This is a genomic window from Shewanella sp., from assembly GCF_047975355.1.
GTDB lineage: Bacteria > Pseudomonadota > Gammaproteobacteria > Enterobacterales > Shewanellaceae > Shewanella.
Map to the genome: position 1 here is coordinate 36054 of NZ_JBKEDJ010000011.1, position 15179 is coordinate 51232.

16 protein-coding genes and 1 pseudogene are annotated in these 15179 nt (G+C 47.4%); 8 read left to right on the forward strand and 9 right to left on the reverse strand.

From position 1 onward, the window contains the following. Nucleotides 1–126 precede the first annotated feature (126 nt). From ACK5NH_RS04940 to ACK5NH_RS04965, 6 genes are all read left to right on the forward strand, one after another. Nucleotides 127–1614: an AAA family ATPase gene (locus ACK5NH_RS04940; RefSeq protein WP_416918058.1), complete on the forward strand. Its 1488-nt coding sequence runs from the start codon at nt 127–129 to the stop codon at nt 1612–1614. Nucleotides 1615–1849: 235 nt separating this feature from the next. Further along, complete coding sequence (locus ACK5NH_RS04945; protein WP_416918059.1) at nt 1850–2332, forward strand: hypothetical protein; 483 nt, start codon at nt 1850–1852, stop codon at nt 2330–2332. Between the two features lie 135 nt (nt 2333–2467). Continuing rightward, complete coding sequence (locus ACK5NH_RS04950; protein ID WP_416918060.1) at nt 2468–2890, forward strand: hypothetical protein; 423 nt, start codon at nt 2468–2470, stop codon at nt 2888–2890. A 56-nt stretch (nt 2891–2946) separates the two neighbouring features. Further along, complete coding sequence (locus ACK5NH_RS04955; RefSeq protein WP_416918061.1) at nt 2947–3321, forward strand: hypothetical protein; 375 nt, start codon at nt 2947–2949, stop codon at nt 3319–3321. A gap of 528 nt (nt 3322–3849) precedes the next feature. Continuing rightward, nucleotides 3850–4263, forward strand: coding sequence for a DUF3302 domain-containing protein (locus tag ACK5NH_RS04960; RefSeq protein WP_416918062.1), 414 nt, complete (start codon nt 3850–3852; stop codon nt 4261–4263). A gap of 1 nt (nt 4264) precedes the next feature. Beyond that, the gene (locus tag ACK5NH_RS04965; protein WP_416918063.1) at nt 4265–5410 is read left to right on the forward strand and encodes an HlyD family secretion protein; all 1146 of its coding nucleotides are present in this window, start codon (nt 4265–4267) and stop codon (nt 5408–5410) included. 129 nt (nt 5411–5539) lie between these two features. Here the strand turns inward: ACK5NH_RS04965 and ACK5NH_RS04970 are convergent, their stop codons facing one another. From ACK5NH_RS04970 to cysP, 4 genes are all read right to left on the reverse strand, one after another. Continuing rightward, the gene (locus ACK5NH_RS04970) at nt 5540–6670 is read right to left on the reverse strand and encodes a sulfate/molybdate ABC transporter ATP-binding protein (protein ID WP_416918064.1); all 1131 of its coding nucleotides are present in this window, start codon (nt 6668–6670) and stop codon (nt 5540–5542) included. Beyond that, nucleotides 6667–7536, reverse strand: coding sequence for a sulfate ABC transporter permease subunit CysW (cysW, locus tag ACK5NH_RS04975; RefSeq protein ID WP_011627003.1), 870 nt, complete (start codon nt 7534–7536; stop codon nt 6667–6669). The genes ACK5NH_RS04970 and cysW overlap by 4 nt, the downstream gene beginning before the upstream one ends. 9 nt (nt 7537–7545) lie before the next feature. Then, entirely contained in the window at nt 7546–8391 is an 846-nt protein-coding gene (cysT, locus tag ACK5NH_RS04980) for a sulfate/thiosulfate ABC transporter permease CysT (protein WP_088210373.1), read from the reverse strand. Between the two features lie 183 nt (nt 8392–8574). Next, nucleotides 8575–9582, reverse strand: coding sequence for a thiosulfate ABC transporter substrate-binding protein CysP (cysP, locus tag ACK5NH_RS04985; protein ID WP_416918065.1), 1008 nt, complete (start codon nt 9580–9582; stop codon nt 8575–8577). Between the two features lie 208 nt (nt 9583–9790). On the opposite strand from cysP, the pseudogene cysM reads away from it, so the two are divergent. Further along, nucleotides 9791–10669, forward strand: a pseudogene (gene cysM, locus ACK5NH_RS04990) (cysteine synthase CysM). A 146-nt stretch (nt 10670–10815) separates the two neighbouring features. Here the strand turns inward: cysM and ACK5NH_RS04995 are convergent. Continuing rightward, nucleotides 10816–11352: a DUF4136 domain-containing protein gene (locus tag ACK5NH_RS04995; RefSeq protein WP_416918066.1), complete on the reverse strand. Its 537-nt coding sequence runs from the start codon at nt 11350–11352 to the stop codon at nt 10816–10818. A gap of 158 nt (nt 11353–11510) precedes the next feature. On the opposite strand from ACK5NH_RS04995, the gene ACK5NH_RS05000 reads away from it, so the two are divergent. Then, a complete protein-coding gene (locus tag ACK5NH_RS05000) occupies nt 11511–11819 on the forward strand; it encodes a DUF1289 domain-containing protein (protein WP_416918083.1) in 309 nt (102 codons plus the stop codon). A gap of 28 nt (nt 11820–11847) precedes the next feature. Here the strand turns inward: ACK5NH_RS05000 and ACK5NH_RS05005 are convergent, their stop codons facing one another. Genes ACK5NH_RS05005 through ACK5NH_RS05020 form a run of 4 tightly spaced genes read right to left on the reverse strand, consistent with a single transcriptional unit; the run spans nt 11848 to nt 15120 of the window. Further along, complete coding sequence (locus ACK5NH_RS05005) at nt 11848–13116, reverse strand: ATP-binding protein (RefSeq protein ID WP_416918067.1); 1269 nt, start codon at nt 13114–13116, stop codon at nt 11848–11850. Between the two features lie 8 nt (nt 13117–13124). Next, the gene (locus ACK5NH_RS05010) at nt 13125–13838 is read right to left on the reverse strand and encodes a winged helix-turn-helix domain-containing protein (protein ID WP_011718006.1); all 714 of its coding nucleotides are present in this window, start codon (nt 13836–13838) and stop codon (nt 13125–13127) included. Next, nucleotides 13838–14230 carry a DUF3019 domain-containing protein gene (locus tag ACK5NH_RS05015; RefSeq protein ID WP_416918084.1) on the reverse strand — a complete coding sequence of 131 codons (393 nt, stop codon included), beginning with the start codon at nt 14228–14230 and terminating at the stop codon, nt 13838–13840. Before ACK5NH_RS05015 ends, ACK5NH_RS05010 begins: the two co-directional genes overlap by 1 nt. A 26-nt stretch (nt 14231–14256) precedes the next feature. Further along, nucleotides 14257–15120, reverse strand: a complete 864-nt coding sequence (locus ACK5NH_RS05020) for a MipA/OmpV family protein (RefSeq protein WP_416918068.1) — start codon at nt 15118–15120, stop codon at nt 14257–14259. Nucleotides 15121–15179 lie beyond the last annotated feature (59 nt).

Below are 15179 nucleotides of genomic sequence, written 5' to 3' on the forward strand. Positions count from 1 at the left end.
AAATTAACAACTGTGTTTTTGATCAAGCTATTTAAGGGTGATTAGTGCTCGGGTGTGGTAAAAATCCTGTTTGTAGCGGTGTTTTATGTTAACTTTTGGTTTCATAACGGATTATGGACTTAAGATATGCAAGACATTCGCGATTTGACCGCTGTACTACGTTCTAAAACGCCCATCGTGGTGATTGAAACCTATGAAGAATATCGTGTTGTTGACATGCTTAAGCGAATCGCGAATGTACTCTATCAGCCGCTATTTACTTGGAGTATTACCCAAGGGCTCACGCGGGTTGATAAGCCAATGCCTGCACAGAAATTTAATACTGAACCTGGCGATATCCTAGGGCAGATTAAAGCGACAACCCAGCAGGGCATCTATGTGCTCTGTGACTTTCATCCCTTTGTGGTAGACGCACCCAAGAATGTCCGCCTACTGAAAGAAATTGCCCTCGAATACGATGCTTTGCAACATACCTTAGTGCTAGTGAGCCATGCCTTTGAGATCCCGCCCGAAATTAAGCGTTATTGCGCCTATTTTCAGCTTACCTTGCCGAGCACCTCCCAGCTTGAGAACTTGATTTACCTTGAAGTGGATAAAGTGCGTGGCCAAGGCATGCCGCTCACTGTGGATGATAAAGCCGTGGTTAAACTGGCGGAAAACTTGCGCGGTGTGACCTTAGATGATGCCAGACGATTGATCCACAAGGCTATTGTGGATGATGGCGCCATTACCCATTCGGATGTGGACCTTATTAACAAAGCCAAATTCCAGCTGCTCGATCTCAACGGTGTGCTGCAATTTGAGTACGACACCAGTGATTTTTCGCAGATTGCCGGATTACATAATCTCAAAAAATGGTTAAAGCAGCGCGCGCCCGCGGTGCAGGCAACCACTGATACCAAGGCTGCCGTACAACCCGATACTCCAAAGGGCGTGCTATTACTCGGGGTGCAGGGCAGTGGTAAAAGCCTTGCGGCCAAGGCTGTAGCGGGTGTGTGGCAACGGCCTTTGCTCAGACTTGATATGGGCGCCTTATATAACAAATACATAGGCGAAACTGAAAAGAACTTGCGCAACGCCCTCGAGCTGGCCGATATGATGTCGCCCTGTATCCTTTGGATTGATGAAATAGAGAAAGGCTTAAGCGGCAGTAGCAGTGATGAGGGCACTTCGACCCGCATTCTTGGCACACTGTTAACTTGGATGGCGGAGCGTAAGTCCGAGGTATTTGTGGTCGCCACCGCCAACGATATTCAAGCGCTGCCGCCCGAGCTGATGCGTAAGGGGCGAATGGATGAAATCTTTTTTGTTGATTTACCCGACGAAACCATCCGTAAGGCGATTTTCTTAATCCATTGCCAGCGCCGTGGTATTGATGTAACACGGCTCGACCTTGCGCAGCTATCGCGGCATAGCCAAGGGTTTTCGGGGGCTGAAATTGAGCAGGCGGTTATCGCCGCCATGTACAGTGCCCGCAGTTTAGGGCGTAGTCTTGACCAAGATATGTTGCTAGAAGAACTGACCAAAACCAAACCTTTATCCATAGTGATGGGCGATAAGATTAATGCCCTCAGGCAATGGGCCGCAGGGCGCACAGTCAATGCCCATGAGTAGCAGCTTAACCCGCTATCACTGACAATCTGGCGGCGTATTGGGCGGCTTAGCCTTATCCTCTTCGAAACCACTTTAAATGTCGTGCGTGTTTCGGATTAGATAATAGAGTTGGATATCAGCGCCGTCGGTGTTAACTTGCTGGTCGATATGGATTATTTTTCAGTTTCTAATCGCAAGTTTTTAGTGTGAGTAATATTCGCCGTTTGCGTCGTATAGCCTGATAAGCAGGGAAGAGATGAGTTTCGAGCAAGAGTTTACAGAAAAAGTCGGTGGCTACTTAGACAATCTAACCGATGAGTTACAACCCATTCTTAAGCAATTGATTGAGCATGACTATCCCCAAGAGGTAGCCACGCTAGCATTTGAAGTCTTTGTCGATAGTTTTTCATCCCAATTCCCAATGCGGGTATTTTTTATGGATAAAGATAACGCCGAGCACTTTATCTACATCGATGGCAAAGCCGCATCCCCAGTGCCAGTCAATCCGAATTTACTCGATATAGACTATGTCTATCCAGATGAGTTTGAAGAGGAATATATCGACAAAGATGAAGACCTTGACCCTTGGCATATCGCGGCAAACGAGCTAATAGCGTGGTTCTCCAAATGCTGGATTGCGGCGGGTGGCCAAGACTTTAAATTAAAGGCCAATATCGCGCCCCATGACAGTCACTTTGAGTTCAATCTAGTCGACAGTCACTGGCAAGAACGATGCTAACTCAGTTTAAATTAAACACTCGGGGATTGTGAAACTAGGCATAGTAAAGCCGTTATGTTTTATCCTCCACTCCTTGGGTTTAGGTAATAGGTTTTAAAACCATGCATCCGTACTAATAAAATCTTAATGGTATTTATGAAGCTAACCGTAATTTTACTACTTCTAGTAAGCTACTCTACGTTTGCAGAGAATATAGATAACAGACTGTGCAGTGATTGGTCGAAACGAGAGGGAAAGATTGGAAGATACGATCTTTCATTGTTATCAGAAGATAAAGCCAAAGAAAGCATCAAGATTATTAACGACCTATTAGAAAATAAAAGTTTTAATCCAAAGTGGTTCTGGGCATACGATGAGGCTGAATTTTATGTAAAAGGGTATCTGCTAAAAGTTGAGCTCGAAAAAGCATGGAGAAATCGACAGCATGATGCGGATGAGATTGGCGCCCTGTGTATGCTAAAAGTTGAGCTCGAAAAAGCATGGAGAAATCGACAGCATGATGCGGATGAGATTGGCGCCCTGTGTAAACATTGGATTGATCATGAGCAATACCATTAACAAGTGCGGGTAGACCCACAACCAGTTGCTCAGCTTAGCAGAGGGTGTGAATGATTATGGATTGGTATCAAGTGGAAGCATTTAAAGGTATCGATCTCACCGATTCTTTTGTTTTAGATTGGAGTTATGAGAATGATCGCTTGCGCTTTGAGTTGGAAGTCAGCATCTGGCCGGAGTCAAAATATTATGCCGAACCAAAACTAAATGAATATACATGCTATCGAAAAGCAACGCTTCAATTCATTAATGCAATTTCCGTATCTGGTTTAAAGCCAAAACCTGCTGTAATGTCATCAATTGATCCGGACGGCTCAATTGATTACGGCAACATTGATATTTTTCAGGTGTTCGACGGTGGATTTGAGCTTAAGGGAAATTTTGGTTCTGTAAAAATATTTGGTGGTGAGCTTCTATTTGAAATTCACATATGACGATTCGTCTCATCAGGGCTTGCTGCCTTTGATGGACTCGAATAGCCTCCATGATTAACAGCCAATTTGCCATTTATGGCTGACCTCTTGATGTTAATGTCGTACGAGGCTAATTATAAAATAATCAATACTATAGTATGCTTTAACTTACGTTGTTGCCATACAAATATTGTTATATAAACTTCATCTTTACCTGCACTAAGTTGTACTAATCTACGATAAATTCCTTAGCTCGAGACAAAGACGGGTGATACCAAGCTTGTCGTTTTCATTTTTCGATAAATCATTAAGTCACACCTTGGCGATAGCTATCCGTCGTCACTTTCGTCCTTCCTTGGATGCCATATGTAGCATCGCGATAAACAATTGTGTTTTTGATCAAGCTATTTAGATGGATTTGTTGCGAATTTGTCATTCTGGTGTAGATCTATATTGTGTCTCAAATCGTAAGACACTGCGGGACAAAGCACGATTTTGGTAAGGGCTGTTTTACCAAAATAAGGAACGGGAAGGGAGTGGGAGCAGAGCATGTTTTTGGATTATTTTGCCTTAGGTATTTTGTTTTTTGTCATTATAGTGATTTTTTATGGTGTGATTGCCATTCACGATATCCCCTATGAAATTGCGAAAAAGCGCAATCATCCCCAGCAGGATGCATTGCATATCGCAGGGTGGGTCAGTTTATTTACCTTGCATGCCCTTTGGCCGTTTCTGTGGATCTGGGCGACCTTGTACCGAGAGGATCGAGGTTGGGGTTTTACCACTGTGATGAAGCGCGAACAGGCGTTGGAGGATGTTAAAGCGTTAAGGGAAACGGTATTGGCCTTACAGGCAAAGCTTGAGCGACTCGAATCGACAGCCACTCCTGCGGTTGTAAACCATCAAGCCGCCAAGACAACAGAAGCTAATGTGACCGAAATTAGCAAAAAAGCTGAGGTGTAACATGGATTTACTACTGATATTAACCTACGCCTCGATCTGTATTGTGATTTTTAAAGTCTTTAAGATCCCAATGAACAAATGGACTGTGCCTACCGCCGTATTAGGGGGCGTAGTGCTTATTGGGGCGTTGTTATTGATAATGAACTACAACCACCCCTATTCACGTTTCGCGCGGGAATACTATGTCACTATCCCGATTACACCTGCGGTAAAAGGCTTAGTTATTTCGGTAGACGCTAAGCCTAATACGCCAATAAAACAAGGGGATGTGCTATTCCGAATCGATCCGGCCCCCTTCGAAGCCGTGGTTAAACGTAAAAAAGCAGCGTTGTTAGCGGCGGAGCAAGAAGTGCCACAACTCGAGGCCGCTTGGGAGTCTGCAAAGGCGAATGTGGCCAGAGTTGCAGCGGATAGAGAACGCAACAAATCAGCCTATGACCGTTATGAACAAGGTCATCGTAAAGGCGGGGCTAACTCTCCCTTTACTGCGCTGGAATTAGACAATCGACGCCAACTATTTTTAGCCTCTGAGGCTCAGTTAACAGCTGCGCAGGCGGAAGAATTACGCGCGCGTCTTGCCTATGAGTCCAATGTGGATGGGGTGAATTCAAAAGTGGCGGGGCTACAGGGCGATCTTGAAAGCGCGCTTTATAATCTCGAACAAACCGTGGTGCGAGCGCCTGCCGATGGCATAGTCACCCAAATGGCGCTACGCCCAGGTGCTATGGCGGTTCCCTTACCTTTACGGCCGGTGATGAGCTTTATCCCCGACGAGCAGCGTTATTTTGCTGGTGCATTTTGGCAAAACTCTCTGCTGCGTTTGCAAGAAGGGGATGAGGCCGAAGTGGTATTAGACGCGGCGCCAGGACAAGTGTTTAAGGGCAAAGTGGCTAAGATCCTCCCCGCAATGGCCGAGGGGGAAATTCAGATGAATGGCACGTTGCAATCGTCCAATCAATTATTTCAGTCTGGGCGAGTGATAGTACTGATTGATGTTGAAGACGATGCGATACGCCGTCAATTCCCTGCGGGTGTTGCGGGACAAGTGGCTGTGTATACTGAACATTTCCACCATGTAGCCGTGATGCGTAAAGTGCTGCTGCGGATGCAGGGTTGGTTAAATTATCTGTTCTTCGATGGTCACTAGTGGGAACGATTTAATTTAACCACTGTGTTTGAGTCTAGGTTTTAAGCTGAGAGAAGATTAAAAAAGCGCTGACATTCTACTGTCAGCGCTTTTTTGTTATTACCGCGAGGCGAGTGATTGCATGAGCGATTAAATATCGAAAGCCAAGCTGCCCGGCGGGAGGAAGGGCCAGCTTTGACGCACAGGCGAGCCATCACCTTGTTCACCAAAGAAATAAGCCGTTCTTGGGGTGGCGTAGACCACACTGCCTTTTTGCAATCCCAATTCTTGCAGATGGTGGTGGGTAAAGGTGGCTTCCCACAGTTCTTCACTCTGCCAGCCGATAGGCGCCAGTTCGACACGCACTTCTGCGCCAACCGGTGTTATCGCTACAATGGTAAAGGGAATATGGGCTTGGCTGTTGGGTTTATCCGCCAGTGCCAGCTCATGGCTACGCACATAGAGCGCGCCGTTTTGTTGCAGTAGCGTTTGCTCTGGCGGCACTAAGTAGGCGTCTCCATTGGTCCAACGATTCTGCTGCCAGCTTGCCTCAAACCGATTGACGTTTCCTAAGAAATCAAACACAAAGCGACTATTCGGTTGGGCATACAACTCAATAGGGGTATTGACCTGTTCAATATGGCCGTTGCTCATTACCACCACTCTATCGGAAAGCTCTAAGGCTTCGTCCTGATCGTGGGTCACAAACACGCTAGTGAATTTCAGCTCATCGTGAAGGCTGCGCAACCAGCGGCGCAGTTCTTTACGCACCTTAGCATCGAGGGCGCCAAAGGGCTCGTCGAGTAATAGCACTTCGGGCTGAGTCGCTAAGGCGCGAGCCAAGGCGATACGCTGTTTTTGTCCGCCCGAGAGCTGCTCAGGATAACGCTGTGCTAAGTGACCAAGTTGCACCATTTCGAGTAAATGGCTGACGCGCTTTTGGATTTCAGCTGCCGAGGGCCGCTGTTTTTTCGGAATAACTTCGAGTCCAAAGGCGACGTTATCGGCCACCGTCATATGGCGGAACAGGGCGTAGTTTTGGAAGACAAATCCGACTCTGCGGTCGCGCACATGCACTTGGGTCACATCGCGATTGCCGAAATGGATTTGGCCGCTATCTGCGCCCTCAAGGCCAGCAATAATCCGCAATAGGGTGGTTTTTCCTGAGCCGGAAGGGCCAAGCAGGCCTATCATCTCGCCTTCTTGAATATCCAGATTGAGCGGCGAAAGCGCCTGAAATTGGCCAAATTTCTTGGAAATATTAGTTAAACGAATACTCATAATGATTGGCTCTGCTCTTGGTTGTCATTGGCGGATAAGCTGCGTTGTTGGCGCCACTCTACTAAGGCTTTTAGCAGTAAAGTACAAAGGGCGATCAAGGCAAGCAGTGACGCGCTCGCGAAGGCGGCTTCGGCCTGATAATCTTCGTAAAGTAATTGCACATGCAAAGGTAAGGTGTTGGTTTCACCACGGATATTGCCAGATACTACGGCAACGGCACCAAACTCACCTACGGCTCTGGCGTTGGTGAGGATCACCCCATAAATCAGTGCCCACTTGATATTGGGTAGAGTCACGCGTCGAAACAGTTGCCACCATGAGGCACCAAGAATAACTGCGGCTTCCTCCTCCGATGCGCCCTGTTGCTGCATTAAGGGGATTAATTCACGGGCAACAAAGGGGCAGGTCACGAAAATGGTGACTAACAGAATTCCCGGCCAAGCAAACATGATCTGTAAATCGTGCTCAAATAGCCAAGCACCGAGCCAGCCACTGTTGCCGTAAAGCAGTAGATAGAGCAAGCCTGCGACCACGGGTGATACGGCAAAGGGAATATCAATCAAGGTGATGAGTAACTTACGCCCAGGAAACTCAAAGCGCGTTACGCTCCAGGCGAGCAGTACCCCAAACACTAAGTTAATCGGCACGGTTAGCGCTGCGACCATCAGGGTCAGCCCTATGGCGTGGAGTGAGTCAGGTTGGCTCAGATGCTCGATATAACGCTCCCAACCACCGACAAAGGCCTGCTGGAAAATACTGACTAAGGGCAGCAGCAATAACACCATGGCCAAGAACACGGCTAGGGTGATTAGGCTCCATTTGATGAGGGGCGCTTCACCGACTCTTAACGGTTTAAATGAGTTCATGGTGGCTCCTTATCGGCCGTGAATGCGGCGTAAATAACGCGCCTGCCACAGGTTAATCAGCAGTAGCAGCAACAGCGAGGTCAGCAGTACGACGGAGGCAATCGCGCTGGCGCCGGCAAAATCAAATTCCTGTAGACGAACGAAAATCATCAGGGAGGTGATTTCACTGATATAGGGCATATTGCCCGCGATAAAGATCACCGCACCAAACTCACCCAGACTGCGGGTAAAAGACAGCGCCGTACCGACCACTAAGGCTGGCCAGAGTGAAGGTAAAATCACCCGCCAAAACACGGCGCCATCGGTTGCGCCTAATGTCATGCCGGCTTCTTCTTCATCGTGGGATAACTCCTCCAGTACGGGCTGGACGGTTCGCACCACGAAGGGAATGCTGGTGAAGATCATCGCAACCACAATCCCCAATGGTGTGTATGCCACTTTGATCCCGATTTCTGCCAATAGGCTACCAATCTGGCCGTTCTCGGCGTACAGGGTTGCTAAGGTGATACCCGCCACTGCTGTGGGTAAGGCAAAGGGTAAATCGACTAAGGCATCGAGGATGCGTTTACCCGGAAACTCGTAACGCACCAACACCCAGGCGAGTAACAGGCCGAAAAGGCAGTTAAACAGGGAGGCGGCCAGTGCAGATAAAATAGTGACTTTATAACTTGCCAGCACGCGGGGATCGGCAATCACGCCCCAATACTCGGCCCAGCTCATCTGGCTGGTTTGCATAATCAGGCCTGTGGTGGGGAGTAAGAGAATCAAGCTGACAAACAGCAAAGACACACCTAGGCTGATACTAAACCCCGGCAAAACCCGCTTGTGGCGTAAGCGCCCATTATTAAATATCACTGAATAATCACCCGATAAGGTTAATGGAGTTAATCCAATATTATTATGCCATTAGCACATTATTGCTCAATCGCGATAAAGACAACTTGTGATAGCGACCTTGTCCGTTGCCGCAATATAACCACAAAACCCGGGACATTGCCCGGGTTATGGATTTGGTGACTTAGGTACCCAAGCGGATGATCAACGTTTTAATAACTGATCCAGTTTGGCGCCATTTGCAAATTGGGTCTTCATGGCGTTGTCCCAGTTACCTATGATTTGCTCAACGGTCATTAACTCAACCGCTGGGAACTGTTTGGTAAATTCGGCAACAACTTTCTCGTTGTGAACGCGGTAGTTAAATCCGGCTAACAAACGTTGTGCTTCTTCGCTGTAAAGATAGTTTAAATACTCGGTCGCTAATTCTTGTGTGCCGTTACGCTTAGCATTTTTCTCAACAACGGCAACGGGGAATTCTGCCAGAATCGAGGTTTTAGGCACGACAACTTGGTAATCATCGGCACCATATTGCTGGCGAATATTGTTCACTTCAGATTCGAAGGTGATCAGCACATCGCCGATACCACGTTCAACAAACGACGTGGTTGCACCACGGCCGCCCGTATCGAATACGGCAACGTTACCGAGGAACTTCTTCAAAAAATCATCTAATGAGGCTTGATTATCTTTGCCATAGTTTTTCTGGGCATAACCTAAGGCCGCTAAGTAAGTGTAGCGCGCATTACCCGAGGTTTTTGGGTTCGGGAACACCAGCTTAACGTCATCTTTAGCTAAATCATTCCAGTCACTGATTTGCTTTGGATTGCCCATACGCACCAGAAACGCGATGGTGGAGTAATAAGGTGAGCTAGCATTAGGCAGCAGTTGTTGCCAGTTTTCTGGGATCAACTTGCCGCGGTCATGGAGGATCTGCACATCGGTAACTTGGTTAAAGGTCACCACATCGGCGGGTAAGCCCTGGAGAATCGAGCGAGCCTGCGCTGAAGAACCGGCATGGGATTGCTTGATTTCAACGGTTTTGCCGGTTTTTTCTTGCCAATGTTTAGCAAAAACAGGGTTATAGGCGTTAAATAATTCCCGCGCGATATCGTATGACGAATTTAATAGTGTCTGATCGGCGGCTGCCACATTGAGGGAGGTTCCCAGTAATAGGGTTCCCAGCAGGGCTTTAGTCAATTTTACTGGCATTTTGTACTCCTTAATCTGGCAACTGTGTCAGTGTATAGGAATAGAGTAATAGAAGAATTTATTTATAAAAAGTCAAACAAATAGAACTTTTTTGAATAACTATGAGCGAATAATTGTATGCCATTGGTGATATTCACGTGTTTGTTGCGTCCAAGCATCTTAAAATACCCGAATATTGAGTCGCTTTTATCAAATAAAGGATAACCTAGTGTCTGACTTTCCGACTATTGAAGCCTGTATTGGGCAAACTCCGCTGGTACGTTTGCAGCGGCTTGATTGTGGTAGTTCAACGGTGTTGTTAAAGCTGGAGGGGAACAATCCTGCTGGCTCGGTAAAGGATCGCGCAGCGCTGAATATGATTATTCAGGCGGAGCTTCGCCAAGAGATTGCCCCAGGGGAGACCCTGATTGAAGCCACCAGTGGCAATACTGGCATCGCCTTAGCGATGGCGGCGGCAATTAAAGGTTACAAGATGATCCTGATTATGCCGTCGAATTCAACTCAAGAGCGTAAAGATGCCATGCAAGCCTATGGCGCCGAACTGCTGCTGGTGGACAATATGGAGGCCGCGCGGGATTTAGCCTTAGCCCTTCAGGCAGAAGGCAAAGGAAAGGTATTGGATCAGTTCAATAATCAAGATAACGCCAACGCCCATTTTCAGACAACTGGCCCCTAAATTTGGCAGCAGAGCCAAGGTAAGATCAGCCATTTTGTCTCCAGTATGGGCACCACGGGCACTATTATGGGCGTGTCTAAGTACTTAAAGAGCCGTAATCCCTATATCACTATTGTCGGGCTGCAACCCGCCGATGGCAGTTCGATTCCGGGGATTCGTCGCTGGCCGCAGGAATATCTACCGGGTATTTTTGATGCCGCCCGTGTCGATCTCGTGATGGATATTGAAGAGCAAGATGCCAAAGCTATGGCAAGAACCTTGGCCCGTGAAGAAGGCATTTGTGCTGGCGTGAGTTCCGGCGGTGCTGTGTTTGCTGCGCTTGAAATAGCTAGACAGAATCCGGGCTCTGTCGTGGTCGCTATTGTGTGCGATAGGGGCGATCGTTATCTGTCATCTGGGCTATTTTCTTAACCCTTTTCCCAAGCACCTCATTTGGTCTTTCTTGGGTAATAAAAATGGGCTTAAATCGCCCATTTTTGTTGCTTATCGTTTGAACCACCACGGGTTAAGCATCACGACTTAACTCAACATCACTTAAATCATCATGGAAAAGAGGCTTATGGATGCGGTGGAAACTGCGCCAAAATCCGGCTTACGGCTTTTGCAGTATCTTGCGCTTTTTTATCCCCGCCGCCATCAAAATCGAAACTATCTGTGCCGCGCCAAATCAGCTTATTGGTTTTAGTGTCGATAATATCAATTTGAATGGTTTGGATTTTTGCCGTGTCACTCCCAAGTGGCACGCCGACGCTCGTTCCTACGCCAATGCCGCCAGAGCGACCAAAACTGCCCGTGCCTAAGCCAATCGATAGGCCTGAGTCTTTGGGCTTATCTTGGGTCAGTAAGCCATAGGCGACTTTAAAATCGGGGGAGGACGGATTTTCGGTAAAGCCTTTTTGGCTTAATTGCTGGGTGATCTCACTTTGAATACGTTGGGCGCTGAGTGGATCGTCGCTGGGCTGGGGAGCGAGCTGGGTGAAGCTTTGTAATGCCTTAAAGTCGTAATTGAGATCGTAATCGTTTTTCGGCTTACTGCTGCAGGCGCTGACTAAGACCAAGGCGACAAACAGACTGACGATATTTTTGTATCCCATGATAGCACTCCAAGTTGTACAAACTCTGTTCAATGTGCCTTGATTAACAGTAAGACTGCAAGTAATTTAGTGAAAAGTGTTTAATTTTTGTATTGTTTTACTTGTGTATCTAAGATCACGCATTTTTGATGCTTAAACAGGCAGAGTCGCTCAACACTATGGAACAGTTAGCCTTTTTCGAAATACCTAGCCCCTGCATCGGTGTGTGCCAAACCGATGCCCGTGGCTATTGCAAAGGTTGCCTGCGTAATCGTGAGGAGCGATTCAATTGGTTGCACTTCACCGATGCCCAAAAATACGATGTGATCCGTTTATGCCATCAACGTAAACGTCGGCGGCAGTTGGCCTTATATAAAGCCCGTCAGCAGGCACTTGAGCAGGAGAGGGCTGCGCTTAACCCGCAACTCGATTTTGAGCCGCAAGACGCCGCTGAGTTGGACCTTGGGAATTTTGACCTCGAGGAGTAATCTTATTTTAAGAGCATGATTAAAGGCGTTAAATTTCCCGCTTCTTCGGCCAGCTTAAGGTAAAACACGTTTGAGTGGGATTGCTGCTAACGCTCACTTCGCCCTGATGACGCTGCATAATTCGTTTGATAATCGCCAGACCTAAACCATGACCCTTATTACCATTTTGCACCGATTGGCTGCGATAGAAGGGCTCGAACACCATAGGTAAATCTACCTCGGGGATAGGTTCTCCATCATTACTCACACTTAAGGTTACCCTTTGCGGGGTTTGGCTGACTTCAATCAGGATTTGCTGGCGAGCAAAACGCTGGGCGTTGGTCAGCAGGTTTTGTAGGGCGCGTTCAATCAGTGCGGGTTCGCCGACCAAGGGGAGGCTCGTCATCTCCGCCTGTAAGCGGATGGGAGTATCACTTAGGCTGCTTAAACGTTTAATGCACTGGTTAACTAAGCTGAGCAAATCGTATTCATCCAACGGTGTGCCTTCGCGCTGTGATTCTAAACTCGCGTAAGTCAGCAGTTCCTGCAGCAGGTTTTCCATTTCCTTAATGTCGAGCTGCATCTCATTGAGAAAGTCCTGACGCTTTTGCTCGTCGGAATCGGGCTTGCAGTACATGGGCATTAAGGCGAGGGCGAATTTCAGCCGTGCGAGAGGTGTGCGGATCTCATGGGAAACCGCATTAGATAAATGCTTTTGGTTTTCAATTAACGCGCTGATATGGCGCGCCATTTCATTAAAGGTGTTCGCTAAGGGTTTGACCTGTGAGCGGTTTGAGAGGTTAATGCGTGTATCCCATTTTGCCTCGCCAAAATCCTTGGTGGCCTTACGCAATATGCTCAAATCCCGCGACAGCGGGCCAACCCAAATTAATGCTACCAGCGCCAACGAGAGATAGAAAAACAGCGTAAACAGATTACGCAGTGGGGCTCTTGGGTCTATCTCTATGGGGCCTGCCATTAATACTTGTTCGCCCACCTGAATAAACTGAAATTGCTCGCCTTCACTGGTAGTGGTAGTCACCACACGATTGGGGGTGAGCTGTTGATCCTTGGCTAGCGCAATTTGATCGGGACTGAGCAGATTGAGAGGCAGTTGAGCATGGCTCGGTAATGCCTCAAGATAGGCGTTACGGCTGTCCTCTGGCAGCTGGGTTAGCAACTGGGCTAACGCAACCAGAGGAGCATCTAAGGCATTATTTTCATCCACATTTTTCTGCCACAGGCTGTCCAGTGTCCAACCTATGCCGAGAAAACTGAGGCTCAGCAATAAATATAAGCTGATAAAGAGACGTTTCACGGGAGTTCTTAGTTGTTCCAAGCCTCTGGGGCGAAGAGATAGCCCTGTCCCCAAACAGTTTTAATTCTGAAGGGGGTCTCGATATTGTCGTTTAGCTTTTTACGTAGCCGAGAAATGCGTACGTCTATCTTTCTATCTTTACCATCAAAATCAATGTTAAGCAGTAATTGATAGATGTACTGACGGCTCAGTACTTGTCCCGCCTGCGATGCCAGTAACCAGAGGAGTTCAAACTCATGGCTGGTGAGGTCGACTTCTTTGTTGTCGAGGCGGATCGCATGGGTATGGGGATCGATACTCAACTTGCCAAAGGTCAAACAGTGGGATTCGGCCTGAGGCGGTTGGTTTTGGCGACGTAACAGGTTGTTGATACGGGCGACGAGCAGTGCAGGATCGACGGGTTTAACCACATAGTCGTCGGCACCGAGTTCTAAGCCTTTGATCTGATCTTCGCTCGAACCGAGGGCGCTCATCAGCAGGATCGGGCCGGCAAAGTAATCGGGGAGCTTTTCACATAGACTAAGGCCGTCTAAACCGGGCAACATAATGTCTAACAGTATGATATCTGGCTTGTAGTTGATTAAGCGGGTTAGGACTGTGTCACCACGGCGCTCGACTTCAACGTGCATACCGTGGGATTTCAAATAATCTACGATTAAATTCGCAAGACGGACATCGTCTTCAACCAATAACACTCTGTGGGGTGATTGTGGATTCGTCATTAAAATAAACTCCAAGGGTTACGGTAACGTCTGCGCACCTGAGGCTGCGAGGTTGACGTGATTTTTAATTTGGCTCCAGCCAGTGTTTGATTGGTATCCTTACTCACTAAGATAAATTGAATATCGTTTAATGTGCTGATATTCAGAGTGATTTTATGCTGTTCCAGTGATTCGCTGCACCATTTAGGATAGGCATTATTATCGGACAAGATACAGACTAGCTCGTCATTTACGAGTTGCCACTGTAACTCGACGCGGATCTCGCAGGCTTGACTTTCATCCCCAGTGATACAGATTTCGGGGGTCAGTTTTAATTTTGACTCTTCATCCGGTGCGGCAAGTACATTACCGGGCCCCATCAAGCTCACGCTTAGGCCTAACAAGCACAACATCCTAATATGAAGGGGAGTCACTAGTGTCAAAACCTGTATGCTGCGCCAATAAAATATGTGCTGCTATAGTCTTGATCGAGCAAGGGGCTGGCGGCAATTTCATCTGCAATTTGTGTGTAGCGGAACGCAAAAAGCATATCCCAATTATCAGTCAAGATATAACGGGCCGTCATTTCTATCCCTTTATTCCAACCAGCATCTGCATGGTAATGTTGGCTCCAATACGCATTTTCACTCGGACGTACACCATAGTAATAGTCGACGACATTAGTACTTTTCCAATCAAATACGAGCGACATATCCATGACCCAGTGGGTTAAATGCCAGCCATAGGTCCATTTTATTTGTGCTTCGGCGCCTTGGTGTACGTTAAACATATCATGGGTGTAGGCTAATCTAACTACGCCTAACGGGCTATAAATAAAGGCTTCAGCACCGCCCAACATGGTAAAATTTCGCGACTCTAACGAGTTGAATACGGAATCGGGTTCGGTGCTGAGGGTTGTATTGGTTGAGAGCAGTCTGGCCTCTTCCTGTGTACTGCGTTTTAGGAAGATGTTGGATGGATCCCAACGGTAAAAGTAGGCCCTATCTAAGCTATAGCTGGTCACTAAGTTTAAACTGAAGTACTTCTGCTCGGTTAAACTGTAGCCCAAGTTGCCATTATCAAAAAACCAATGTTCACCATAGTAAGCCACTGTAGGGATAAAAAAGACGGGAATATCATCAAAATCCCGCAGTGGATTAGTCTTTTGTCCCCAGCCGACCGCTACGCCTAAATCCCAGTTACGCATTTCGATGCATTCATCTTTAGTGACGCAGGCTTCTTTGGCCATTCCTATTGAAGGTAGGCTAAGTGCGGCGAGTAAGATAAACAGAGTTCGATACATGATTTTGCGTTCGGGTTTGATGTTGGTCGGTAATGGTCAACAGATTAGCATTTTATGCT

What these genes read in the sequence shown, in the direction of transcription:
- ACK5NH_RS04940 (WP_416918058.1), top strand. Translation starts at nt 127, where the DNA reads ATGCAAGACATTCGCGATTTGACCGCTGTACTACGTTCTAAAACGCCC.
- ACK5NH_RS04945 (WP_416918059.1), top strand. Translation starts at nt 1,850, where the DNA reads ATGAGTTTCGAGCAAGAGTTTACAGAAAAAGTCGGTGGCTACTTAGAC.
- ACK5NH_RS04950 (WP_416918060.1), top strand. Translation starts at nt 2,468, where the DNA reads ATGAAGCTAACCGTAATTTTACTACTTCTAGTAAGCTACTCTACGTTT.
- ACK5NH_RS04955 (WP_416918061.1), top strand. Translation starts at nt 2,947, where the DNA reads ATGGATTGGTATCAAGTGGAAGCATTTAAAGGTATCGATCTCACCGAT.
- ACK5NH_RS04960 (WP_416918062.1), top strand. Translation starts at nt 3,850, where the DNA reads ATGTTTTTGGATTATTTTGCCTTAGGTATTTTGTTTTTTGTCATTATA.
- ACK5NH_RS04965 (WP_416918063.1), top strand. Translation starts at nt 4,265, where the DNA reads ATGGATTTACTACTGATATTAACCTACGCCTCGATCTGTATTGTGATT.
- ACK5NH_RS04970 (WP_416918064.1), bottom strand. Translation starts at nt 6,670, where the DNA reads ATGAGTATTCGTTTAACTAATATTTCCAAGAAATTTGGCCAATTTCAG.
- cysW (WP_011627003.1), bottom strand. Translation starts at nt 7,536, where the DNA reads ATGAACTCATTTAAACCGTTAAGAGTCGGTGAAGCGCCCCTCATCAAA.
- cysP (WP_416918065.1), bottom strand. Translation starts at nt 9,582, where the DNA reads ATGCCAGTAAAATTGACTAAAGCCCTGCTGGGAACCCTATTACTGGGA.
- ACK5NH_RS04995 (WP_416918066.1), bottom strand. Translation starts at nt 11,352, where the DNA reads ATGGGATACAAAAATATCGTCAGTCTGTTTGTCGCCTTGGTCTTAGTC.
- ACK5NH_RS05000 (WP_416918083.1), top strand. Translation starts at nt 11,511, where the DNA reads ATGGAACAGTTAGCCTTTTTCGAAATACCTAGCCCCTGCATCGGTGTG.
- ACK5NH_RS05010 (WP_011718006.1), bottom strand. Translation starts at nt 13,838, where the DNA reads ATGACGAATCCACAATCACCCCACAGAGTGTTATTGGTTGAAGACGAT.
- ACK5NH_RS05015 (WP_416918084.1), bottom strand. Translation starts at nt 14,230, where the DNA reads ATGTTGTGCTTGTTAGGCCTAAGCGTGAGCTTGATGGGGCCCGGTAAT.
- ACK5NH_RS05020 (WP_416918068.1), bottom strand. Translation starts at nt 15,120, where the DNA reads ATGTATCGAACTCTGTTTATCTTACTCGCCGCACTTAGCCTACCTTCA.